Raw genomic sequence first — 20,930 nt, forward strand, 5'->3', positions numbered from 1 at the left:
CGCCCCGGCAGGCCCCTGACGTGCTCCGCGCAGCAGGTTTGCAGGAACCTGCAATCGGCTTGGAGCCGAGGTGGTGAAGGCCACACCCTGATCCGGCAGCATCCAGCGGTCGGTTTCGGGGGACTTCGATCGCTTGGCGCCCGGTCGGGCACTGGCGGAGGGGCCAGTGCCCGATCGCGCCGCTGTCCAGCCCCGGGTCCCCGCCACGGGTCCCGGCGCCAGATCCCCACCCAGGCTCAGCCCCGCAGCAGCAGCGCGGCGGTCTGGAAGCGGGAGCGCGCCCCGACGGCGTCCATGAGCAGGCGCACCTCTGCGGCGACGGTGCGCACCGAGACGCCGGCGGTCCGGGCGATGGCGGCATCGGTCAGGCCGTCCAGCAGGCCGCGGGCCACCGTGCGCTGGCGGTCGCTGAGGAAGAGCGCGGTCGCCGGCAGGCTGACGGAGGCGCGAGCGGTCTCCTCCCAGAGCGCCACGGCGGCCGCGACGGTCGCCGGCTCCCACACCAGCCACCCGGACCGGGAGCCGCTGCCGGGGGCACCCCCGTCGACCGTCGGTCCGTCGACCACGACCCGCTCCCCGTCCAGCAGGATCATCTGGAGCTGCACCGGCGCGAGCCGGATCTTCTCCCGGTGCGCCGTCTCCGGGGCGGCGATGGGGCGGGCCCCGACGGACGTGTCCATGATCAGGCGCAGGTCGAGGCCGCGCTGCACGCTGCGCCGGTCCGCCTCGTCGACCAAGCTGCGCGGGTCGCCGGCGTACTGGCTCAGCGTCCACACCGACCGCCGGGTCTCGCGCTCGAGGTCGTCGAAGGCCGACTGCACCTCCAGCCCCGTCCTGCCCAGCATCCGGGCGCGGGCGCGGGCGTGACCGGGCCGGGTCGCGGCCTCGGCCATGGCGTCGGCAGCCAGCCGGGCCACCTCGGCCGAGGCCTCCGTGATCCGGGCCCAGGCCTGAGGATCGGTCATGGCCGCCACCGTAGCCCGGCCACGCGGAGCCTGCAGGGCGCGCCGGGCCTCAACGCTGGTGCAGCCGCGAGGCGGTCTGGTAGCGGCTCTGGGCCCCGACGGCGTCCATGAGGAAGCGCACCTCGGCGGCCACCGTGCGCACCGAGACCCGCAGCGTCCGGGCGATCGCGGCGTCCGTCTCGCCCTGCAGCAGCCCCGCCGCCACCGCCCGCTGCCGCTCGGTCATCACGAAGGCCGTCAAGGGCAGCGGCTCGGAGACGGCCAGGGTGCCCTGCCACAGCGCGCAGGCCGCGGCGACCGTGGCCGGCTCGCTGATCAGCCAGCCGGACGGGCCGCTGCCCGGGACGAGGGTGGGTCCGTCGAGCACCACCCGCTCCTCGTCGATGAGCAGCATCTGGATCTGGACCGGCGCCACCCGCACCCGGTCCCGCAGGGCGTCGTCGACGTCGGCGATCGGGCGCGATACGGCAGCCCGGTTGATGATGCTGCGCAGGTCCACGCCGCGCTCCAGGCTCTGCCGGTTGAGCGCCGCCACCAGGCTGACCGGGTCGGAGGGCCGCGGGCTGAGGCGCCACACGGCACGCCGCGCCGACGGCTCCAGCGGTGACAGGGCCTGGCGCACCTCCGCCGGAGTGCGTCCCAGCATCCGCACCCGCTCGCTGCGCGCGCCGGCGAGCGCAGCCGCGATGCCTGTGGCGACCCGGGCGTTGAGCTCGCCGGTCAGCGCCGTGACGCTGGCCCAGGCGGCCACCGGGTCCGGCGTGGGCCCCTCCGGCGCTGGGGCCCCGTCCGCCGCGTCCCCCTGCGCCACGTCAGTCCTCCAGGGTGTTGACCAGCGAGTGCGCGGCGCGGTCGAGGTAGTCCCGCAGGATCAGGTCGTCCGCCGGCGCGAGCTCGAGCGTGTCGACCGCGGCCATCATGTGGGTCAGCCACCGGTCCCGCTGGGCGGGGGTGACCTTGAACGGGTGGTGGCGCATGCGCAGCCTCGGGTGGCCCCGCTCCTGCGAGTAGGTGGTCGGCCCACCCCAGTACTGCTCGAGGAACAGGCGCAGCCGCTCCTCCGCGGGGCCGAGGTCCTGCTCGGGGTAGAGCGCCCGCAGCTCGGGGTCGCCGGCCACCCCCACGTAGAACTCGTGCACCAGCCTGGCGAACGTCTCGTGGCCACCCACCTGGTCGTAGAACGTCGTCACGCGCGCCATTCTCGCAGCACCGTGTGTCAGGGCTGGCCGCCGACCACCACACGCCAGTCCGGCCCGACGAACCCCTCGGGGATGACCACGAGGTCCAGGTGGCCCGGCGTGGCGCCGGCAGGCGGGGGGTAGTGCTCGAGCCCGACGCCGGTGCCGGTGACGACGTAGTCGAAGAACTCCACGTACCCGTCCTCGATGCGACGGCCCAGCACGTCCGCCGGGTCCAGCGGCTTGCCGTTGATGATCAGCTTGAGCCGCCCGGGGCCGCGGGTCTCGATGGACAGGCCCTCGTTGCGCTTGACCGGCAGGCTGACGGACACGGTCCTGTCCGCGTGCGCCGTGCTGCTGGGGGCGACGACTTGGACCTTGGGGACCTTCGGCGTGCTCCAGACACGGTCGGGGTCGGTGTCGTACCCCGAGGGCCGTGCCGGGAACTGGTACTGCGCCCACGGCACCAGCTCGTAGAAACCCAGCGTGACCCTCGAACCCAGGAACGACATGGCGGATCGCGTCCTCCCGTCACCGATGAGCAGGTGCACGTCGACCGACGTCCGGCGGCCGGTCGCCGGGCCGAGCGTGGCACTGCCTCCCGGGATGCCGGCCTCCGGCATGCACCCGAGTGGCACGGCCTCCTTCCCGTGCGGTGTCGCCGTGAACGTCAGGGACGGCCCGACGTCGAACATGGCGGCCGGGGTGCAGACCGGCAGGACCATCAGCTCCCGGCCCGGCGTGGTCGGGACGTCGATGGTGCCCGTGAGACCCTTCGCCGCCGGTGCGGTGACGACCAGCAGCCGCTTGCTCCCGTCGCTGTATGCCGGGAAGTTGCCTCCCGAGCTCACCTCCTGGAAGGGGCCGGTGCGGGCGGGTTGCGAGCTGTGCCGGCCCTGCTGGAGCGTGGCGGCCAGCCCGGCGGCGAGGAGCAAGGCGGCAGCCGTGGCCCCGGCCACCACACGCCGACGGTGTGTGGCCCGCAGCCGGGCGCCGGCCCCGGCGACGAGGGCGTCCGGGGACGGCAGCGGGGCCGTCAGGGCCTCGTCCTGCAGGGCGCGGCGCAGGTCGTCCAGGGTCGGGTTCATCGGGTCAGCCCCTTCCGGGAGGTGCTCACGTCTTCGGGCTCGTCGCGCAGGGGAGGGGACACCCGCAGCGAGGCCAGTGCCTTCGCGGTCTGTGACTTCACTGTGCCGACGCTGACCCCGAGGGTCTCGGCGGTCTGGGCCTCGGTGCAGTCATGGAAGAAACGCAGCACGACCACCGCTCGCTGCCGGGGCGGCAGGGCGGCGAGCGCGGCCATGAGCCCGGCGCGCACGCTGACCGCCTCGTCGTGCCCGGCCTGGGCCGGCTCGGGCAGCTGGGCGGTCGGCACCTCGCCGCGCCACCGGCGGCGCCAGCCCGAGGCGAACTCGTTGATGATGATCCGGCGCACGTAGGCCTCGCGGTCGCCGTCGATGCGGCCCCAGGCCCGCCAGGCCTTGGCCAGCGCCGTCTGGACGAGGTCCTCGCCGGAGGCCTCGTGTCGGGTCAGCAGGACCGCCGTGCGGTGCAGCGCCGGACCCCGGGCCGCGACGAAGTCGACGAACCCCTCCGGTGGTGATCCCCTCATGCCCCCATGACCCCCTGGACGTCCCCGATGGTTGCCCGGCCGTGCCGGTCGGCTCGACCGGACCCGGCGCCAGTCTGGCCCCCGGGGACGCCGACGGCCCGGAACCTCACGGGTTCCGGGCCGTCGTTGCGTGGTCCTGCGGAGGGCCTCAGGTGCGCATGGCGCCGCCGTAGGGCGGCAGCACCTGCGGTGCGCGGACCTCGGCCCGGTCGAGGCTGGCCTTGACCCGCTCGCGCAGCTCGCGCGATACCGGCACGTTCTCGTTGGCCGCGCACTTGGCCACGATCCGGATCGTGACGACGCCGCCGACCATGGACTCCACCCCGACGACCTCGGGCTCGGCCAGCAGCCGCTTGCCCCACGCCTCGTCCTGCGCCATGCCGTGGACGGCGTCGCGGATGAGCGGCATGACCTTGTCGAGGTCCTCGTCGTAGGGGATCGGGATGTCGACCAGCGCCGTGGACCAGCCCTGGGAGCGGTTGCCGATGCGGATGATCTCGCCGTTGCGGACGTACCAGATGACGCCGTTGAAGTCGCGGACCCGCGTGATGCGCAGGGTGACGTCCTCGACCTCGCCGATCACCTCGCCGGTGTCGACGATGTCCCCGACGCCGTACTGGTCCTCGGCGATCATGAAGATGCCGGAGATGAAGTCCTTGACCAGGCTCTGCGCGCCGAAGGCGAGGGCGACACCGGTGACGCCGGCGGAGGTCAGCAGCCCGGTCAGCGGGAGCCCGACCTCCTGCATCACCGTGAGCAGGGTGACCACGAAGATCAGGACGGTGGCGATGCTGCGCAGCAGGGTGCCCAGGGTGGCGATCCGCTGACGCTGGCGCTCGCGGGCCACGCCGGTGGCATGCCGCAGGACCGTGACGCTGCGTCGGGGCGACTTCGCCGCCTGGTGCTCGACGGCCTTGGTCACGCCGGTGCTCAGGATGCGGGCGATGAAGCGGTGGACCAGCCATCGGAGGGCGAGCCCGGCGGCGATGGTGACGATCACCTTGAGCGGGGTGCCCGAGAGCCAGCCCCAGAAGCCTTCCCACGTCAGGGAGCTCAGGTGCTTGAGGATTCCGTTGAGCAACACCATGCCCCCCATCCAAGCGAAGAGAACGGCGAGTGCCGAATCGCCACTCGTGAAAGAGTGGTGGCTCGCGACACATCTCACAGGAAGGGGCCCCGTGAGCGTTCCCGCACCCTCGCCGGCGCTGACCGAGCTGGCTCGCGCCTACGGCGTGGCCACGGAGTACTGGGACTGGCAGGGCAACCACGTCGTCGTGAGCGCGTCCACGATCGTCGCCGTCCTGGCGGCGCTGGACGTCGACGCGGCCTCGGAGGAGGGGGTCCGGGCGGCGCTGGAGGCGGTGGAGCTGCGTGCCTGGCGCCGGGTGCTCCCGCCGGTCGTGGTCTGCCGCGAGGGCTGGACTCCGTGGGTGCCGGTCCACCTCGACGACGGGGCGACCGTGCAGCTGTGGATCACCCTCGAGGGCGGTGCCCGCCGCGAGGTCCGGCAGGTGGACCGGTGGGTCGAGCCGCGCGAGGTCGACGGCCGGCGCGTGGGGGAGGCGACCTTCGAGCTGCCGGGCGACCTGCCGCTGGGCTGGCACACGCTGCACGCCCGGCTGGGCAGCGGCACCACCACGACGACCCCGCTGGTCGTCACCCCGAAGCGGCTCGAGCTGCCCTCGGCGATGGGCGACCGTCGCGCCTGGGGGCTGATGACCCAGCTGTACTCCGTGCGGTCCCGGCGTTCGTGGGGGATCGGCGACCTGGCCGACCTCGCCGACATGGCCTCGTGGGCTGCGGTCGACCTCGGGGCCGACTTCGTGCTCGTCAACCCGCTGCACGCCGCCGAGCCGGTGCCGCCGATGGAGCCCTCGCCCTACCTGCCGACGACCCGCCGCTTCGTCAACCCTGTCTACATCCGGGTCGAGGACATCCCCGAGGTCGCCTACATGTCGGCGGCCGAGCGGCAGTTCCTGGAGTGGCACGGTGACGACGCGCGGGCGCTCGACACCAGCGACGTCATCGACCGCGACGCCGCCTGGGAGCACAAGGTCGTCGCGCTGCGGCACGTCTTCCACCAGCCGCGCTCGGCGCGCCGCGAGCGGGCATTCATCGCCTTCTGCGAGCGCGAGGGGCAGGGCCTCGTCGACTTCGCCACGTGGTGCGCGCTGGCCGACACGCACGGGCTGCCCTGGACCACGTGGCCGCAGGAGCTGCACGACCCGCACGGAGCCGAGGTGGAGCACGTCCGCGGCGACCTTGCCGAGGACGTGCAGTTCCACTGCTGGCTGCAGTGGGTCGTCGACGAGCAGCTCGGCCGGGCGCAGGACGAGGCCCGGGCGGCCGGCATGGCCCTGGGGGTCGTGCACGACCTGGCCGTCGGGGTGCACCCCGAGGGCGCCGACGCCTGGGGGCTGTCCGACGCGCTCGCGCGTGACGTGACCGTCGGCGCGCCGCCGGACCAGTACAACCAGATGGGCCAGGACTGGAGCCAGCCGCCGTGGCGGCCGGACCGGCTCGAGGAGCTCGGCTACGCGCCGTACCGCGACATGCTGCGCACCGTCCTGCGGCACGCCGGCGGGATCCGCGTCGACCACGTCATCGGCCTGTTCCGGCTGTGGTGGGTGCCGGCCGGAGCCTCCCCGCGTGAGGGCACCTACGTGCGCTACGACCACGAGGCGCTCGTGGGGATCCTGGCGCTGGAGGCCCACCGCGCCGGCGCCCTGGTGGTCGGGGAGGACCTCGGCGTCGTGGAGCCGTGGGCCCGGGACTACCTCAAGGAGCGCGGGATCCTCGGCACCTCGATCCTGTGGTTCGAGAAGGACGAGGGCGGGGCCCCGCTGCCGCCCGAGCGCTACCGCGAGCTGTGCCTGGCGACGGTCACGACACACGACCTGCCGCCGACGGCGGGCTATCTCGCCGGCGAGCACATCGACCTGCGCCACGACCTCGGCCTGCTCACCCGGCCGATCGAGGAGGAGCGCCAGGCCGACGAGGCCGCCCGGATGGAGGTCCTCACGGTGCTGTCCGAGCGCGGCCTGCTGCGCGAGGGCGGCGGCCCGCACGAGGTGATCGAGGCGCTGCACCGGTTCCTGTCCTGGACGCCGGCGAAGCTGCTCGGGGTCGCGGTGCCGGACATGACCGGCGACCGGCGGGCGATGAACCAGCCGGGCACCGACGAGGAGTACCCCAACTGGCGGCTCCCGCTGGCCGACGGCGAGGGCAAGCCGGTCCTGCTGGAGGACCTCATGGCCTCGCGCTGGGCCAAGCGCCTGGCGCGCTGCGTCGCCCAGCGCTGAGGCCCGTCGCGACACGCAGGAGGGGCGGGGACCGTGTCGGTCCCCACCCCTCCGGTATGCCGTGCTGGTTGCGGCTGTCGCTCTGCCGAGGTTCGTGTCGCTCTGCCGAGGCTGCAACCTCGGCAGAGCGACACCTTCCTCGGCAGAGCGCGGGCGACGTGCCCTGGGCCCGCTGCCGCGGCTCAGGCCCGGGCGTCCCGCTCCTGCGCGGTCAGGGCGCGGGTGATGGCGTCGCGGTTCTCGGCCACGAGGCGGCGCAGCGCCGGCGCCGCGTCGGTGTGGGCGTCGAGCCACGCCTGGGTGGCGTCCCGCAGCTCGGCGTTCGCCAGCGCGTGCGGGTAGAACGTCTCGATGATCGACTCGGCGATGGCGTGGGTGCGCGAGCCCCACACGTCGAGCAGCATCGCGTGGTAGCGCTCGACGAACGGCGCGAGCACCGCCGGGTCGTGCGCCTTGGCGAAGCCCAGGCCGATCGCGTCGATCGTCTGGTTGGGCAGGCCGTCCTGGAGGACCGCCTTCGTCCAGGCCTCGTCCTTGGCCTGCGCCGTCGGGATCGTCGCCAGCGCCTTGGCCGCCCGCTCGCGGCCGGTGGCGGTGGCGTCCCGCGCGCGCTCGGCCTCGATCTCGGCCTCGGTGGCCGCGTGGGCCGCCGCCAGCGAGGTCAGCAGCGTCCAGCGCATCTCTGTGTCGATGGCCAGGCCCTCGACCGACTCGGTGCCCTCGTACAGGCCCCGGATGAACGCCACGTCGGCCGCCGACGTCGCGAAGGACGCGAAGGCCGTGGCCAGCTGCAGCTGGGCGTCGCTGCCCGGCTCGGCGGAGCCGAGCAGGTCGCGCAGGCGGGCGACCACCGCGGCGGTGACGTCCGCGCGGTGCTGCGGCGCGACATACATCAGGGCGGTCGTGCTCATCTGCTGGAGCAGCGTGCGCAGCAGCGTCGAGTCGGTCTCGCCCGGCAGCGCGGCCAGGACCATCTCGATGAAGTCGCGCCCGGCCATCTCGCCGTCGCGGGTCATGTCCCAGGCCGCGCCGAGGACCAGCGCGCGCGGCAGGCTGCTGGTGAAGCCGCGCGGGTGGGCGATCGCCGTGGCCAGCGAGCGCTCGTCGAGACGGATCTTGGCGTAGGCCAGGTCGTCGTCGTTGACCAGCAGCAGGTCGGGCTGCTGCTGCCCCACGAGCATCGGCAGCTCGGTGAGCTCACCGTCGACGTCGAGCTCGTGGCGGCCCACGCGGACCAGGGCGTCGCCCTGGACCTCGTAGAGGCCGATGGCCAGGCGGTGCGGGCGCAGGGTGGCGAAGTCGGCGGCGGCGGTCTGGCGGATCGCGGCCGCGGTGTAGGCACCAAACTCGTCGACGCTGACCTCGGGGGTCAGCGTGTTGACGCCGGCGGTCTCCAGCCACAGCTTGGACCACGCGGACAGGTCGCGGCCGGAGGTCTGCTCCAGCTCGCCGAGCAGGTCCGAGAGCGTGGTGTTGCCCCAGGCGTGCTTGGCGAAGTAGGCGCGCAGGCCCGCGGTGAACGGCTCGCGGCCGACGTAGGCCACCAGCTGCTTGAGCACCGAGGCGCCCTTGGCGTAGGTGATGCCGTCGAAGTTGACCTCGACGTCGGCCAGGTCACGGATGTCGGCGACGATCGGGTGGGTCGAGGAGAGCTGGTCCTGGCGGTAGGCCCAAGCCTTCTCGGAGGTGCCGAACGTCGTCCAGGCGGTCTCCCACTGGGTGGCCTCGGCCTGGCAGGTGGTCGACGCCCACTCGGCGAAGGACTCGTTGAGCCACAGGTCGTTCCACCACTTCATGGTGACCAGGTCGCCGAACCACATGTGCGCCAGCTCGTGCAGGATCGTCAGCGCCCGGCGCTCGATGATCGCCTCGGTGACCTTGGCGCGGAAGACGTAGATCTCGTTGATCGTGACGGCGCCGGCGTTCTCCATCGCGCCCATGTTGTACTCGGGCGTGAAGAGCTGGTCGTACTTCTCGAACGGGTACTCGAAGTCGAACTCGTCCTCGAAGAAGGTGAACCCGCGCTTCGTGCAGTCGAAGATGTTGTCGGCGTCCAGGTGCGGCGACAGCGACTTGCGGCAGAAGATGCCCAGCGGCACGACGCCCTTGCGGGTCTTCACCTCGTCGCGGACGACGTCGTAGGGCCCGGCGATCAGCGCGGTGATGTAGGAGGACATCCGCGGGGTCGGCGTGAACGCCCACGTGGCGGTGGCGACGGTGTCGCCGGACTCGTCCTGCATCGACCCGGCCGGGGTCGGCTCCGGGGTGGGGGAGTTGGACACGACCTGCCAGTGCGCCGGCGCCGTGACCGTGAAGGCGTAGGTGGCCTTGAGGTCGGGCTGCTCGAACACGGCGAACATGCGGCGGGAGTCGGCGACCTCGAACTGCGTGTAGAGGTAGACCTCGTTGTCGACCGGGTCGACGAACCGGTGCAGGCCCTCGCCGGTGTTCATGTAGACACCCGTGGCGTCGATCGTCAGCTCGTTGCCGGCCTGCACGCCCGGGATGCGCACCCGCACGCCGTCGAAGTGGTCGGCCGGGTCGAGGCTCTCCCCGTTGAGGGTGATCGACTCGACGGACTCGGCGATGAGGTCGATGAAGGTCTCGGCGCCCGGCGTCGTGGCCTCGAAGGTCACGGTGGTGCGGGTGCGGAACGTCTTCGGACCCGTGGTGAGGTCGAGGGCGACGTCGTAGGCCGCGACGGACAGCAGGTCGGCGCGCTCGCGCGCCTCGTCACGGGTGAGGTTCTTTCCGGGCACGGGTGTCTGCTCCTACGGGAAAGGGCTGTGGGTCCGGTCATCCTCGCACGAGCCCCGTCGCAGGTCACCCACGTTACGGGCACGTCCGGGGCAGTCACGGGCGTCGCGGCAAACGGGCACGGGACGCGCACGCGGGGCGGGTCACCCGGGTAACGGGCGCGCGCCGGGGCTGGCAGGATGGTCGCCGTGAGTGACGTGACGCGTAGCCAGGCCGAGATGTGGTTCGACCCGATCTGCCCGTGGGCGTGGATGACCTCACGCTGGCTGATGGAGGTCGAGGCCGTCCGCGAGGTCGACGTCACCTGGTCGGTGATGAGCCTGGCCGTCCTCAACGAGGGCCGCGACCTGCCCGAGGCCTACCGGGAGATGATGGACCGCGCCTGGGGCCCGGTCCGCGTCATCATCGCGGCCGCCCGCGAGCACGGCGACAAGGTCATCAAGCCCCTGTATGACGCCATGGGCACCCGCATCCACCTCGGCGGCGAGAAGGACTACACCAAGGTCCTCGCCCCGGCGCTGGCCGAGGTCGGCCTGCCCGAGGACCTCGCCCGCTTCGCCACGCTGCCCGACGTCGACGACGCGCTGCGGGCCAGCCACGAGCGCGGCATCAGCCTCGTCGGCGACGAGGTCGGCACCCCGGTCATCTCCGTCGAGGGCGTCGCGTTCTTCGGCCCCGTGGTCTCACCCGCACCCAAGGGCGAGGCGGCCGGGCGGCTCTGGGACGGCTGCCTGCTCGTGGCCGGCACCCCGGGCTTCTTCGAGATCAAGCGGACCCGCACCGTCGGGCCCATCTTCGACTGACCGTTCCCCTTCCTCGTTCAAAGGACTCCCAGATGCGCGTTCACATCGGCGGCGACCACGCGGCATACGAGCTCAAGTGCGAGCTCGTCACCTTCCTGCAGTCCAAGGGCTACGACGTGGTCGACCACGGGCCGGACTACTTCGACGCCGATGACGACTACCCCGTGGCCGTGCTGCGCGCCGCCGAGGGCGTCGCCGGCGAGCACGGGTCCTTCGGCATCGTGCTCGGTGGCTCCGGCAACGGCGAGCAGATGGCCGCCAACAAGGTGCGTGACATCCGCGCGGCGCTGGCCTACGACGTGGAGACGGCGCGGCTGGCGCGGGAGCACAACAACGCGCAGGTCCTCTCGATCGGCGCGCGCAAGAACACCGTCGAGGAAGCCAAGGAGATGGTCGCGGCCTTCCTGTCGACCCCGTTCAGCGGCGACGACCGGCACAAGCGACGGCTGGCCATGATCTGGCGCTACGAGCACCAGGGCGAGCTGCCCCCCACCACGGCCTCCGAGGGCTGAGGGCAACGGTCAACGACAGGCCAGTGACGCGCCAGAAGAGGGTAAAGATCCCCATGGTGCGCTGCTGCCTGACTACGTTCGTGCTGTGACGACGCAGGTCGAGATGCTTGCCCGACCCCGCAGACGCACCACTTTCCTCCGGATGGCCCGCCGGGTCTCGCGCTTCAGCTCCAAGGTGACCCCGGCCACCGGCTGCGCCCTCGTCGCCCTCACGGGTCTGGCCACCTGGGTCCTGGTGCAGTTCCCGGTCGTGGTGCCCTGGAGCATCTTCGTGCCCGTGGCGGTGCTCGCGGGCCTGTTCCTCACCCCACGGTGGATCGCGGTCGTCTACGCGGCGATCGCCGCCGGCTTCGGGTATGCCGGGTGGGAGCTGTCCGAGACCAAGATCTCCTACTCCGGGGCCGGGTTCGTCCTGCTCGTCGTCAGCGCCTCGATGCTCTGGCTGGGCCTGTCGCGGGCGAGGCTGGGCGTCCAGGGCACCTTGGGCGAGTCGATGCTGGTGGACCTGCGGGACCGGCTCCGCGCCCACGGAGTGCTGCCCGACCTGCCGAGGCCGTGGCACGCCGAGACGGCGCTGGAGTCCGCCTACGGGCACGCCTTCTCGGGCGACTTCATCGTCGCCACCCGCTCCGACGACGGCAACCGCCTGGAGGTCACCCTCGTCGACGTCTCCGGCAAGGGCGTCGACGCCGGGGCCAAGGCGCTCCTGCTCTCCGGCGCGTTGGGCGGCCTGCTCGGCGCCATGCCCCCGGAGGACTTCCTGCCTGCGGCCAACCGCTACCTGCTGCGCCAGAAGTGGAACGAGGGCTTCGCCACCGCGATCCACGTCGCCCTGGAGCTGGACACCGGCCGGTTCTGCGTCGGCGGGGCCGGCCACCCCCCGGCGGCGAAGTTCTCCGCCGGGTCCGGACGCTGGCAGCTGATGGATGACCCGGGTGGACCGTTGCTGGGCGTGATGGACGGGATGTCCTTCCCGCGGGCCGATGGCGTGCTCGAGCGCGGGGACGCCCTGCTGCTCTACACCGACGGGGTGATCGAGACGCGGACCCGCGACCTCACGGTCGGGATCGACCGGATGCTCGGCACCGCGGAGCGGCTCGTGTCGCACGGCTTCACCGGGGGAGCGGACCGGATCTGTGCCACGGCGCTGGCCGGCGAGACCGACGACCGCGCGGTCGTCCTGATCTGGCGGGGCTGACGTGGCGGCCTACACCACCCCCGGCGAGGGGGCCGGGACGCTGTCGATGCTCGCGCTGGCGCCCCTGCTGCGCTCAGCGCGGGGAGGCCGTGGCGCGCTGGCGCAGGCTGATGTCCGCGCACTCGAGGCAGACCTCCTCGGGCACCAGGCCAAGCTTCATCAGCCCACCGAAGAGCACGCAGCCGACGCAGAAGCCCAGCAGCGACTCCAGTGCGGGGAAGACGACCATCACCACGCCGATGGCGAGCACCACGGGTGCGGCGACGCCGGTCAGCCACAGCACTGAGGCCGCGGTCGTCAGCACGGCGCCGATGCTCGCGGCGAACCGCTTCGGCGGCCCGGCGGTCGGCCGCTTGGCCGCCCTCACCCGCGGACGGATGACGGTCTGGACGAGACGGGCGATCGGGCTCGCCTGGGGGCCGAGGGCGGCACGCAGGATGAAGTCCACGGCCAGCACGGCGTAGAGCCACCACTGGTGGGCGGCGAGCGCGACGACGCCGAGGAGCAGCACGACCCCGGCGATGAGGCGGACGGTGACGTCGTCGACGACGCGCGGGAAACGGGGCTGGCCCACAGTGGTCATGGACCGTTCAACGACCGGCACCCCCGGGGGCTATTCCGCCCGCGCCGGGATTCTCGTCATACGGACGCCCTGTCCGGGGATCGGACTCCCGGCTGCCTGCCGCCCGCGTTGCCTGCCGCCCCCGCTGCTGGCCGCCCCCGCTTCAGGCCGGTGCTCGCAGGTCAGGCGGTCCGGGGTGCCCGGGACGTGCGGGGTGGCCGGGTGCGCACCGGCAGGCTGATGATCCAGTTCGCCCCGTGGCCGGGGCTGCTCTCGACCCCGAGGGTGCCGCCGTGGGCCTCCAGCACGTCGCGGACCAGGGCCAGGCCCAGGCCGAAGCGCCGCCGGTCGTCGTGCCCCCGGCCGAACGGGCGCAGCAGCTCCTCGAGGCGGTCGGGGTCCAGGCCCTCGCCGTCGTCGCGCACGCTCACGCGGACCCGGTGGCCGTCGGTCGTGGTCGTCAGCTGCACCGTGCCGCCGGGCGGGGTGTGGGCCAGGGCGTTGTCGACGAGTGCACCCAGCGCGCGGCGCAGAGCGGTCGGGCTGCCGAGCACCGTGGTGCCCTCCCCGCCGGTGGACGGAGCCGCCGCCGTCAGGCTGATGTCGGCCAGGTCGGCACGCACCTGGTCCGCGGCGACGACCTCGGTGACGAGGGCCGCGACGTCGACCGGGGTGCCGCCGGCGGGGTTGACCCGCAGCTGGGCAGAGACCAGCAGGTCGTTGAGCACCTCCGACATGGTCTGCGCGTCGCGCAGCAGCAGGTCGGCGTCCCGCCGGGCCGCGGCCGCGTGGTCGTCCCCGGCGGCTGTCGGGCCGGTGGCTGTCGGGTCGGAAGCCGTCGGGCCGGTGGCCGGCGCCGGGCGGAGCTCACGTGTGAGCAGCTCGGCGCGCATCGCCAGCCGTGACAGGGGGGTCCTCAGCTCGTGGCTGGCGTCGGCGACGAAGCGGCGCTGGCGCTCCAGCGCCTCGGCCAGGGGCCGGGTCGCGCGCCGGGCGAGCGCGGTCCCGGCGGCCAGGGCCAGGGCCAGCCCGACGAGCAGGGCCAGCAGCAGGGCGCCTGCCAGCCGCTGCCGCTCCTGCTCGCGGCCGGTGAGGTCCTGCGCGGCCTGCACGACGGCCCCGTCACGGACGACGGTCCGCACGGCGTACTCCGTCCCGGCGATGCTCACCTCGCGCTGGTCGGCGTGGCGGGTGCGGCCCACCTGCGTCATGGCCGCCGCGACCGGCAGGCCGGCCGGGGCGTCGGGGGTCCGGTGCACGTGGCCGGAGGCGTCCCGGATGAACAGGAAGGTGTCGGCCGGCGGGTCCTGGACGTCGTCGGCGTGCTCGGCCGCCGCGCTCAGGGCGCGGTTGGCGCTGGCGTCGCGGGCCCGCACCACCGCCAGCCAGGTCACGCCGCTGGCCAGCAGCACGCCCAGCATGACGGCGGCGGCGACCATCGTCGCGACGTGCCGACGCGCCCGGTCCAGGGCGGGGGAGCTGTGGGCCCCACCGGTCCGCGCGATCACGTGATCTCGCCGGCGCGGTAACCCACGGCGCGGACGGTCTGCACCACCCCGGTGCCCAGCTTGCGGCGCAGGTAGTAGACGTAGGTGTCCACGGCGCCGGGGCTCTCGGCCTCGGCGAACGCCCGCTCGCGCAGCTCGTCCCGGCTGAAGACGCGGGTCGGCCGGCTCGCGAGGGCGGCCAGCAGGTCGCGCTCGGTGCGGGAGAGCTCGACCACGCTGCCGTCCGGCCGGCGGGCGGCGCACCCCTCGACGTCGAGCCAGCCCTCGCCGAGGGGCAGCAGGACGGCCGTGTCGGCGTGGCGGCGGCGCAGCGCGCGCAGCCGGGCGCACAGCTCCTCCGCCGCCACGGGCTTGACGACGTAGTCCTCGGCCCCGGCGTCGAGGCCGGCGACGCGGTCCTCCACGGTGCCGTAGGCGGTCAGGACCAGGACGGGGGTCTGGTTGCCGACCCGGCGCAGCCGGGTCAGGGTGTCCAGGCCGTCGCCGTCGGGGAGGCCGCGGTCGAGGACGGCGACGTCGAAGTCGCCGCTCAGCAGCGCGTGCAGGCCGGACTGGCCGTCGCGAGCCCGCTCCACGGCATACCCCTCGGACTCGAGGACCCGGGTGAGCAGCTCGGCGAGCTCGTCGTCGTCCTCGACGACGAGGACGCTGGGCTCGATGGTGGTCACGGGCTCAGGGTCGCACGGCGGAGGCGCGCCGCAGGCTCAGTTGCCGTCCTCGCCCCCGGACTTGGGGGCGGTCTTGGCCACGTCGGACCAGGCGGCCTGGGCGCCGGTGTGGCCGATGCGCACCACCTGGAAGGTCGTGCCGCCGGCCCCGATGAGGCCGAGGACGATGCCGCCGACGACGAGGGCGCGCGGCAGGCCGCCACGCGTGCCGGCCTGGCGGTGGTGCCAGTAGAGGGCGGCGGCCGCGACGACGAGGACGGCCACCCACGGCAGCAGCCCGTCGGCGAGCTCGGTGTGCCGCTCCAGGACCGCGGAGTGGTCGACCCGGCGCTCGAGCGCCTCGCCGGACTGGGTGCTCAGCGGCACCAGGACGAGGGCCACGATGCTGAGGAGCAGCGGCACGATCCCGGCGCGGCGCCGGAACGCCGGCCAGAGCGCGGCCAGCAGTACGGCGAGCGCGGCGGCCGGCACGAGCACGACGGTGGCGTGGACCACGAGGGGGTGCATCGGGAGGCCGAACACGGTGTCGAACACAGGGTCTCCTTGAGTCGGGGCGGTCGCGCCGCATGCTGCCCACCCATTCTCAGAGTCCCCTCAGAACGGCGCATCCCGGGAGGATTGGGGCCCCCCGGGACGCCAGGCGTCAGCGGATGTCGTCGTCGCGGCCGTCGAGCTTGTCCAGGCCGTCCTTGGCTTTCTCGACGCCGGTGGCGATCTTGTCGGTGTGCTTGCCGCCGGTGCGGTCGTCCAGGAACTCGCCCGCCTTCTCCAGCCCCTCCCCGATCTGGTCGCCGTGCTCGTCGACGAGGTCACCGACCTTGCCCTTGAGGCCCTCCGCCTTGCCCTTGAGGTCGTCGAACATGCCCATGGTGGTTCCTCCTTCGTCCGGGTCTGCCCAACGTATGCCGTGTCGCCACCTCGCGCGACGGCCACCCCGTGGGGGCGGCCGGTATGGTCCGGCACGAGGAGGTGCCCATGGGCAAGGCCCGGCTCGAGGCGTTCAGCGACGGGGTGATGGCCGTGGTCATCACGCTGCTCGTGCTGGACCTGCACGTCTACCCCGAGGGCCACGGGTCGCTGGGGCAGCAGCTCGTGCAGGAGTGGCCCTCCTTCGCCGCCTACGCGGTGAGCTTCTTCATCGTCGGCGTCATCTGGGTCAACCACCACGCCCTGATGACCCTCGTGGCGCGGGTGGACCGGGTGCTGCTCTACGTCAACCTCGTCCTGCTGCTGTTCGTGACCACCATCCCGTTCACGACCTCGACGCTGGCCTCGTTCCTCCGTGAGGGCGGCACCGACGCCCGGCTGGCGGCCCTGCTCTACGGGGTGTCCATGGAGGGGATGGCGGTGAGCTTCACCGTGATGTTGCGCCACATGGTCCGGCGGCAGCTGCTGCACGAGCCGGTTGATGCGGACACGGGCCGGCGCGCGGTGCGCCGCTTCGGGCTGGGGACGCTGGTCTACCCGGTCATCGTGGCCGTGGGGATGGTGTCGGCGCCGGTGATGCTGCTGCTGTATGCCGCGCTGACCGGCTTCTACGTCACCGAGCAGACCCCGATCCTCGACGGGGCGCGACGTGGCTGACCCCGACTCGCAGACCCGTGCCTTGGCGCACGTGGCCGGGCTCGCCTCGGGCCCTCCCCTGGACCCGGGCCTGCGGGTGACGATGAGCTTCCACCCCGACCGCTGCGACGGTGGTGGTGTCCCGATCCTCGCGGCGCTGGCCAGGGAAGGCCGCTACCGCTCCCAGTTCGAGACCGGCACCAGCAACGGCGGGCTGACCGCCCACCCCGGTGGGGACCGGTTCCGCTGGGAGAGCAGGATATTCGGCGGCGCCTACGACAACGCCGACCCCGCGCACCGCCCCACCTACGGGGCGCTGAACCTGTGGCGACGTCCCGGGGGAGCGGCGCCCCGGTTCGGGTCGGCGTACTTCCGGCTGACCTCGGCCACCCTGCAGCGCACGACGTTCTGCCACCCCGACAGCGTCTTCGAGCCGGAGCACTTCGGGGTCGCCGCCCGGATGGGGCTCCTGGAGCGGGCCCGGCCGGGGGAGCCGGAGCTGCTCGACGACTACGTCGAGGCGCAGGTGCACGGGCCGGTCCGCCTGGCGGACGACGTCGAGGCGCTGGTGCTGGACCCCTGCTACCGCGGGACCCGCGTCGAGGCGCTCGCCCGCGCCCTGCCGTGCCCGGTGGAGTGGCACCCCGGCTGGGTGCTGGACGTGGCCGAGCTGCAACGCCACCCCGACTACCGCGGGCCCGAGGTGGTCGAGCTCGGGCTGGCGATCGCCCGCGACGGACGGCTCGACGCGCGGGTCGTGGGGGAGGCGGTCGCGACCGGCCGGCACGACCCGCAGTCCCTCAAGCGGGTGTGGCACTGCATCGCCCGGTTCGGATCGGCGACGCCCGGGCGCTGACCGGGGCCGGCAAGGGACCGTGTCGGCGGCTCCGAGGTTCGTCCGAGAAAAGGTCGGCACGGTGGAACGCCTTGACCACCCCGGAAGGAGATGTCATGCCCACCCCGACGCCGCAGACCGACGTCCGACCGCAGACTTCGACCACCACGCAGGGTGCTCCCGCAACGGGCGCGGCGCACTCCCTGGCCGCCCGCCTCGCCGGCGCCGCGCTCTCGCTGGGCGTGGGCTGGATCCACGTCGTCGACCAGGGCGGCTTCCCCGGCTCGAAGGACCCGTCCTACGTGGGCGCCGGCTACTACGTGCTCGAGGTCGTGTCGGTCCTCGTCGCCATCGGCCTGCTGCTGGCCCCGGCGCGCCGGCGCCTGACCGCGTGGTTCGTGGGTGTCGGCGTCGCGCTCGGCCCGCTGGTGGGCTACGCCCTCTCGCGTGGTCCGGGTATGCCCGACTACACCGACGACCGCGGCAACTGGACCGAGCCGCTCGGCCTGATCAGCCTCGCGGTCGAGGGCACGCTCCTGCTGCTCTGCCTGGCGGTCCTGCGCTCGGCTCGGGCCTCGCGCGACAGCTGAGACCAGACTCCCGGACCCGCGTCCCACCCCCCGGGGGCGCGGGTCCGGTGCTGTCCGGGGCGGTCCGCCCTGCTCCCCGGGTCAGCCGAGCGTGCGGAGCGCGGCCCGCAGGGACGCGGTCGCGGCATACACGCCGGTGTTGCGGTAGAGCGCGTAGACGGTGGCGAGCAGCAGCATCGGCGCCGCGAAGTAGAGCTCGACCGGCGCGCCGGTCTTGAAGAAGCGCCCGGCGACACGCGTGGCGTGGCCGCCGAACCACGTGAACGGCACGGGGATCCCGCCGACGGTGAACCAGTCCCCGGCGATGTGGACCAGCACGCCGCCGGCGACGGCCAGCGGCAGCCACGGCGCGCTGGCGTGACCGGCCGCGGTGATCCACCAGGCGCCGAGCGCGGACATGGCCAGGTTGCCGATGACCGTGTTCTCGGCCCGGCCCGGGATGACGAAGTTGCACGCCCGCAGGGCCAGGCCGATCGCGAACGCCAGCATCACCAGGGACGTCCACGGGTGCTGGCCGGCCAGCCAGGCCAGGCCGCCGAAGGCCAGCGGGGCGAGGATCGCGTCGTGCGTGCCGTTGCGGTGCCCACGCGAGATCGCCCCGATGCCGGTGGCGAGCGCCTCGGTGACCGGGCCCCACATGCGCCCGATGGTGGCGCCGCGCTGGTCCAGGTCGGGCAGCATGGCGAAGCCGCCCCAGGCGGCCACCCAGGCGGTCTGCTGCGCGGCGCTGTGCACCGGGGCGAACGGCAGGGTGGCGGCGCCGGCGGCGAGGCCGGACAGGGCGTGGGAGTGGCCGAGCACGTGAGGTCTCCACGGATGCGGTCGCGGTCGCTGTCGCGACCTGGGGGGCGGACGCTGGTATGCCGTGCTGTCGCCAGGGTGCGCGTCGGTGGGGGCCGCGAATACGCCTGTGCTGCTTGGCCGTCCGGCCGGGTGGGGGGCGCCCGGACCGGTGTCGCCGAAGCCTAGGTCTCGACGATCGGCGCTTCACGCCCGGGGTGGCGCCCGGCCCCGGCGCCGGCCATCCCTTGTGCCCGCTCAGGGGCTGACCCGCCGTCGCTTGTAGCGTTTGCGGCATGAGCGCCGCTCCCGGGATCGCCGAGGTTGGCGCCGCCTCGCCGTGGCTGCCGAGCGTGGCGGTGCTGTTCGACCAGTACCGATGCCACTACGGCGAGACCGGCGACCCGGACCGGTCGAAGGCCTGGCTGTCCGCCCAGCTCGAGGCCGGGCGGCTCCGCGCCTTCGTCGCGCGCAGTGGCGGGGACGTGGACGGCTTCGCGTTCGTCGCCGTGACCCCGGCCTCCCAGCGGCTGGGCCACTTCTGGCAGCTGCGGGACCTGTATGTCGCGGATCGCCGCCGTCGTCACGGCGTCGGTCGCGCGCTGGTCACCCATGTCCGTGACGCGGCCCGGGCCGACGGCGCGTTGCGACTGTCCCTCACCACGGAGGCGGACAACGCCGCCGCGCTGGCTCTCTATGCCGACCTCGGCTTCGAGGCCGTCACCGGGTACACCGGCTTGTCCCTGTCCACCCGGGACCCGCACCGCTGAGTCAGGCGCGCCGGACGGTGAAGTTCCAGCAGCCGGCGACCACGTTGCGCACGTGCACGTAGGCCACGGCCGGGTCGCCCAGCAGCTCGTGCACCAGCTGCTCGCTCTGGCCCGGCTGGGCCAGGCGACCGTCGAGCATGAGCCCGCGCGCGTCATACGGCCGGAGGACGGCCAGACGGTCGCGGAACTCGGGCGGGAAGGTGCTCGACCCGGGGTAGCCGCCACAGTCCTCGGCGTGCACGAACACCGGGCCGACCTCGGCGTACGGGCCGCCGACGTCGGCGGGGCGGTGGGCGATGAGCAGCAGGCGCTCGCCGTCGCGGGAGAGGCGCAGGCAGCAGCGCAGCGGGAGCCCGGCCTCCCGGACCTGGGGCTCGACGCGGTTGCCGAAGTCGTCCCGGCCGGTCCGGCGGACACGGGCGAGCAGCTCCTCGGGGACGGGCAGGTAGACCACGGTGGCAGTGGTGGTTGTCATGCCCGTTGAACGTCACGGCGGCGGGGCGTGTGAGCCCATGGCGGCTGAGTCTCGTCGTCGCCCCTGCGCGGTGGGACGGCCGCCTCCGGGGCGCGATCAGGGACGGCGTGCAGCGCAGGGCCGGCTCCGGATACCTGGTTGATCGGCCACCCCTCACGAAGGGACCATGACGCCCATGTCGCTGCCCACCCCCACGCTGCACACCGCTCGCCTTCGGCTGCGCCCCTTCGGAGACACGGACGTGGACGACCTCTTCGCGCTGCACAGCAGTGCTCACGTGTTGCGCTACTGGGACGCGCCGCCGTGGAGCGGGCGCGAGCGCGCCGGGCGGTTCATCACGGCCTGCCGGCAGATGGCCGACGGGGGCACCGGGGCACGACTGGCCGTGGACCGGGTCTCCGATGGGGCGTTCATCGGCTGGTGCAGCCTGACCCGGTGGAACCCGGACTACCGGAGCGCGTCGCTGGGCTACTGCTTCGACGACGCGGCGTGGGGCAATGGCTACGCGACGGAGGCCGCCCGTGCCCTGCTGCGATGGGCCTTCGACACCTTGGACCTGAACCGGGTCCAGGCGGAGACCGATACGCGCAACGGGGGGTCCGCCCGCGTGCTGGAGAAGCTCGGGTTCGTGCGGGAAGGGACCTTGCGGGAGGACTGCGTGGTGAACGGCGATGTCTCCGACTCGTGGGTCTACGGGCTGCTCAGGCGAGAGTGGCGGCCGTCCCCGGAGCCGGCTCCCGCTCGCTGACCCCTGGCTCCCGCTCGCTGAGTCCCCGATCCCTCGCGAGCCGGCGCCCGGGCGGCCAGCAGGGCTCGCGCTCCCGGACCGGGCTGGTCGGGGAGGCGAACCCG

At 73.5% G+C, this 20,930-nt stretch carries 23 protein-coding genes; 9 read left to right on the forward strand and 14 right to left on the reverse strand.

Features of this window, described 5'->3' with window-relative positions; translation table 11 throughout:
- Nucleotides 1-236 precede the first annotated feature (236 nt).
- The 6 genes from AC3ANM_RS17790 to AC3ANM_RS17815 all read right to left on the reverse strand — a co-directional run bounded on the left by AC3ANM_RS17790 (nucleotide 237) and on the right by AC3ANM_RS17815 (nucleotide 4,842).
- Nucleotides 237-965, reverse strand: coding sequence for a LuxR C-terminal-related transcriptional regulator (locus AC3ANM_RS17790; protein ID WP_488285746.1), 729 nt, complete (start codon nucleotides 963-965; stop codon nucleotides 237-239).
- A gap of 49 nt (nucleotides 966-1,014) precedes the next feature.
- Nucleotides 1,015-1,776 carry a LuxR C-terminal-related transcriptional regulator gene (locus tag AC3ANM_RS17795; protein ID WP_488285747.1) on the reverse strand — a complete coding sequence of 254 codons (762 nt, stop codon included), beginning with the start codon at nucleotides 1,774-1,776 and terminating at the stop codon, nucleotides 1,015-1,017.
- Between the two features lies 1 nt (nucleotide 1,777).
- Nucleotides 1,778-2,164, reverse strand: a complete 387-nt coding sequence (locus tag AC3ANM_RS17800) for a globin (RefSeq protein ID WP_488285748.1) — start codon at nucleotides 2,162-2,164, stop codon at nucleotides 1,778-1,780.
- 17 nt (nucleotides 2,165-2,181) lie between these two features.
- Nucleotides 2,182-3,231 carry a hypothetical protein gene (locus tag AC3ANM_RS17805; RefSeq protein WP_488285749.1) on the reverse strand — a complete coding sequence of 350 codons (1,050 nt, stop codon included), beginning with the start codon at nucleotides 3,229-3,231 and terminating at the stop codon, nucleotides 2,182-2,184.
- Nucleotides 3,228-3,755 (reverse strand): SigE family RNA polymerase sigma factor, encoded by a 528-nt coding sequence (locus AC3ANM_RS17810; RefSeq protein WP_488285750.1) that lies wholly within the window; start codon nucleotides 3,753-3,755, stop codon nucleotides 3,228-3,230. Before AC3ANM_RS17810 ends, AC3ANM_RS17805 begins: the two co-directional genes overlap by 4 nt.
- A gap of 148 nt (nucleotides 3,756-3,903) precedes the next feature.
- The gene (locus AC3ANM_RS17815) at nucleotides 3,904-4,842 is read right to left on the reverse strand and encodes a mechanosensitive ion channel family protein (RefSeq protein ID WP_488285751.1); all 939 of its coding nucleotides are present in this window, start codon (nucleotides 4,840-4,842) and stop codon (nucleotides 3,904-3,906) included.
- Between the two features lie 91 nt (nucleotides 4,843-4,933).
- Here AC3ANM_RS17815 and malQ point away from each other — a divergent pair, with 91 nt between their 5' ends.
- Nucleotides 4,934-7,057, forward strand: coding sequence for a 4-alpha-glucanotransferase (gene malQ / locus AC3ANM_RS17820; RefSeq protein ID WP_488285752.1), 2,124 nt, complete (start codon nucleotides 4,934-4,936; stop codon nucleotides 7,055-7,057).
- A 182-nt stretch (nucleotides 7,058-7,239) separates the two neighbouring features.
- Here malQ and pepN read toward each other — a convergent pair whose 3' ends face one another.
- Entirely contained in the window at nucleotides 7,240-9,816 is a 2,577-nt protein-coding gene (gene pepN, locus AC3ANM_RS17825; RefSeq protein WP_488285753.1) for an aminopeptidase N, read from the reverse strand.
- Between the two features lie 177 nt (nucleotides 9,817-9,993).
- Between pepN and AC3ANM_RS17830 the strand changes: the two genes are divergently transcribed.
- The 3 genes from AC3ANM_RS17830 (at nucleotide 9,994) to AC3ANM_RS17840 (ending at nucleotide 12,327) form a co-directional block, all read left to right on the forward strand.
- Nucleotides 9,994-10,617: a mycothiol-dependent nitroreductase Rv2466c family protein gene (locus AC3ANM_RS17830; RefSeq protein ID WP_488285754.1), complete on the forward strand. Its 624-nt coding sequence runs from the start codon at nucleotides 9,994-9,996 to the stop codon at nucleotides 10,615-10,617.
- 32 nt (nucleotides 10,618-10,649) lie between these two features.
- Complete coding sequence (locus AC3ANM_RS17835) at nucleotides 10,650-11,129, forward strand: ribose-5-phosphate isomerase (RefSeq protein WP_488285755.1); 480 nt, start codon at nucleotides 10,650-10,652, stop codon at nucleotides 11,127-11,129.
- 85 nt (nucleotides 11,130-11,214) lie between these two features.
- Nucleotides 11,215-12,327, forward strand: coding sequence for a PP2C family protein-serine/threonine phosphatase (locus AC3ANM_RS17840; RefSeq protein WP_488285756.1), 1,113 nt, complete (start codon nucleotides 11,215-11,217; stop codon nucleotides 12,325-12,327).
- Nucleotides 12,328-12,400: 73 nt separating this feature from the next.
- Here AC3ANM_RS17840 and AC3ANM_RS17845 read toward each other — a convergent pair whose 3' ends face one another.
- The 5 genes from AC3ANM_RS17845 to AC3ANM_RS17865 all read right to left on the reverse strand — a co-directional run bounded on the left by AC3ANM_RS17845 (nucleotide 12,401) and on the right by AC3ANM_RS17865 (nucleotide 15,933).
- Nucleotides 12,401-12,910 carry a DUF4395 domain-containing protein gene (locus AC3ANM_RS17845; RefSeq protein WP_488285757.1) on the reverse strand — a complete coding sequence of 170 codons (510 nt, stop codon included), beginning with the start codon at nucleotides 12,908-12,910 and terminating at the stop codon, nucleotides 12,401-12,403.
- A gap of 161 nt (nucleotides 12,911-13,071) precedes the next feature.
- Nucleotides 13,072-14,397, reverse strand: coding sequence for a sensor histidine kinase (locus tag AC3ANM_RS17850; protein WP_488285758.1), 1,326 nt, complete (start codon nucleotides 14,395-14,397; stop codon nucleotides 13,072-13,074).
- Nucleotides 14,394-15,065: a response regulator transcription factor gene (locus tag AC3ANM_RS17855; RefSeq protein ID WP_488285759.1), complete on the reverse strand. Its 672-nt coding sequence runs from the start codon at nucleotides 15,063-15,065 to the stop codon at nucleotides 14,394-14,396. Before AC3ANM_RS17855 ends, AC3ANM_RS17850 begins: the two co-directional genes overlap by 4 nt.
- Nucleotides 15,066-15,101: 36 nt before the next feature.
- On the reverse strand, nucleotides 15,102-15,599 hold the full coding sequence (locus AC3ANM_RS17860) for a DUF2231 domain-containing protein (protein WP_488285760.1): 498 nt from the start codon (nucleotides 15,597-15,599) through the stop codon (nucleotides 15,102-15,104).
- 109 nt (nucleotides 15,600-15,708) lie between these two features.
- Nucleotides 15,709-15,933 carry an antitoxin gene (locus tag AC3ANM_RS17865; RefSeq protein WP_488285761.1) on the reverse strand — a complete coding sequence of 75 codons (225 nt, stop codon included), beginning with the start codon at nucleotides 15,931-15,933 and terminating at the stop codon, nucleotides 15,709-15,711.
- A 107-nt stretch (nucleotides 15,934-16,040) separates the two neighbouring features.
- Between AC3ANM_RS17865 and AC3ANM_RS17870 the strand changes: the two genes are divergently transcribed.
- From AC3ANM_RS17870 to AC3ANM_RS17880, 3 genes are all read left to right on the forward strand, one after another.
- A complete protein-coding gene (locus AC3ANM_RS17870) occupies nucleotides 16,041-16,649 on the forward strand; it encodes a TMEM175 family protein (RefSeq protein WP_488285762.1) in 609 nt (202 codons plus the stop codon).
- A complete protein-coding gene (locus AC3ANM_RS17875; protein ID WP_488285763.1) occupies nucleotides 16,642-17,484 on the forward strand; it encodes a DUF3626 domain-containing protein in 843 nt (280 codons plus the stop codon). The genes AC3ANM_RS17870 and AC3ANM_RS17875 overlap by 8 nt, the downstream gene beginning before the upstream one ends.
- A 95-nt stretch (nucleotides 17,485-17,579) precedes the next feature.
- Nucleotides 17,580-18,053 (forward strand): hypothetical protein, encoded by a 474-nt coding sequence (locus AC3ANM_RS17880; RefSeq protein WP_488285764.1) that lies wholly within the window; start codon nucleotides 17,580-17,582, stop codon nucleotides 18,051-18,053.
- 81 nt (nucleotides 18,054-18,134) lie between these two features.
- Here AC3ANM_RS17880 and AC3ANM_RS17885 read toward each other — a convergent pair whose 3' ends face one another.
- Complete coding sequence (locus AC3ANM_RS17885) at nucleotides 18,135-18,854, reverse strand: metal-dependent hydrolase (protein ID WP_488285765.1); 720 nt, start codon at nucleotides 18,852-18,854, stop codon at nucleotides 18,135-18,137.
- A gap of 275 nt (nucleotides 18,855-19,129) precedes the next feature.
- Here AC3ANM_RS17885 and AC3ANM_RS17890 point away from each other — a divergent pair, with 275 nt between their 5' ends.
- Nucleotides 19,130-19,603: a GNAT family N-acetyltransferase gene (locus AC3ANM_RS17890; RefSeq protein WP_488285766.1), complete on the forward strand. Its 474-nt coding sequence runs from the start codon at nucleotides 19,130-19,132 to the stop codon at nucleotides 19,601-19,603.
- A gap of 1 nt (nucleotide 19,604) precedes the next feature.
- On the opposite strand, the gene AC3ANM_RS17895 is transcribed toward AC3ANM_RS17890, so the two are convergent.
- Nucleotides 19,605-20,078, reverse strand: coding sequence for a DUF1203 domain-containing protein (locus AC3ANM_RS17895; protein ID WP_488285767.1), 474 nt, complete (start codon nucleotides 20,076-20,078; stop codon nucleotides 19,605-19,607).
- A gap of 175 nt (nucleotides 20,079-20,253) precedes the next feature.
- Here AC3ANM_RS17895 and AC3ANM_RS17900 point away from each other — a divergent pair, with 175 nt between their 5' ends.
- A complete protein-coding gene (locus AC3ANM_RS17900) occupies nucleotides 20,254-20,826 on the forward strand; it encodes a GNAT family N-acetyltransferase (protein WP_488285768.1) in 573 nt (190 codons plus the stop codon).
- Nucleotides 20,827-20,930 lie beyond the last annotated feature (104 nt).

The sequence above is a fragment of the Oryzihumus sp. JJN4-3R genome (assembly GCF_057747915.1).

What these genes read in the sequence shown, in the direction of transcription:
- AC3ANM_RS17805 (WP_488285749.1), bottom strand. Translation starts at nt 3,231, where the DNA reads ATGAACCCGACCCTGGACGACCTGCGCCGCGCCCTGCAGGACGAGGCC.
- AC3ANM_RS17835 (WP_488285755.1), top strand. Translation starts at nt 10,650, where the DNA reads ATGCGCGTTCACATCGGCGGCGACCACGCGGCATACGAGCTCAAGTGC.
- AC3ANM_RS17900 (WP_488285768.1), top strand. Translation starts at nt 20,254, where the DNA reads ATGTCGCTGCCCACCCCCACGCTGCACACCGCTCGCCTTCGGCTGCGC.
- AC3ANM_RS17895 (WP_488285767.1), bottom strand. Translation starts at nt 20,078, where the DNA reads ATGACAACCACCACTGCCACCGTGGTCTACCTGCCCGTCCCCGAGGAG.
- AC3ANM_RS17790 (WP_488285746.1), bottom strand. Translation starts at nt 965, where the DNA reads ATGACCGATCCTCAGGCCTGGGCCCGGATCACGGAGGCCTCGGCCGAG.
- AC3ANM_RS17880 (WP_488285764.1), top strand. Translation starts at nt 17,580, where the DNA reads ATGCCCACCCCGACGCCGCAGACCGACGTCCGACCGCAGACTTCGACC.
- AC3ANM_RS17845 (WP_488285757.1), bottom strand. Translation starts at nt 12,910, where the DNA reads ATGACCACTGTGGGCCAGCCCCGTTTCCCGCGCGTCGTCGACGACGTC.
- AC3ANM_RS17890 (WP_488285766.1), top strand. Translation starts at nt 19,130, where the DNA reads ATGAGCGCCGCTCCCGGGATCGCCGAGGTTGGCGCCGCCTCGCCGTGG.
- AC3ANM_RS17810 (WP_488285750.1), bottom strand. Translation starts at nt 3,755, where the DNA reads ATGAGGGGATCACCACCGGAGGGGTTCGTCGACTTCGTCGCGGCCCGG.
- AC3ANM_RS17800 (WP_488285748.1), bottom strand. Translation starts at nt 2,164, where the DNA reads ATGGCGCGCGTGACGACGTTCTACGACCAGGTGGGTGGCCACGAGACG.
- AC3ANM_RS17815 (WP_488285751.1), bottom strand. Translation starts at nt 4,842, where the DNA reads ATGGTGTTGCTCAACGGAATCCTCAAGCACCTGAGCTCCCTGACGTGG.
- AC3ANM_RS17870 (WP_488285762.1), top strand. Translation starts at nt 16,041, where the DNA reads ATGGGCAAGGCCCGGCTCGAGGCGTTCAGCGACGGGGTGATGGCCGTG.
- AC3ANM_RS17830 (WP_488285754.1), top strand. Translation starts at nt 9,994, where the DNA reads ATGGTCGCCGTGAGTGACGTGACGCGTAGCCAGGCCGAGATGTGGTTC.
- AC3ANM_RS17865 (WP_488285761.1), bottom strand. Translation starts at nt 15,933, where the DNA reads ATGGGCATGTTCGACGACCTCAAGGGCAAGGCGGAGGGCCTCAAGGGC.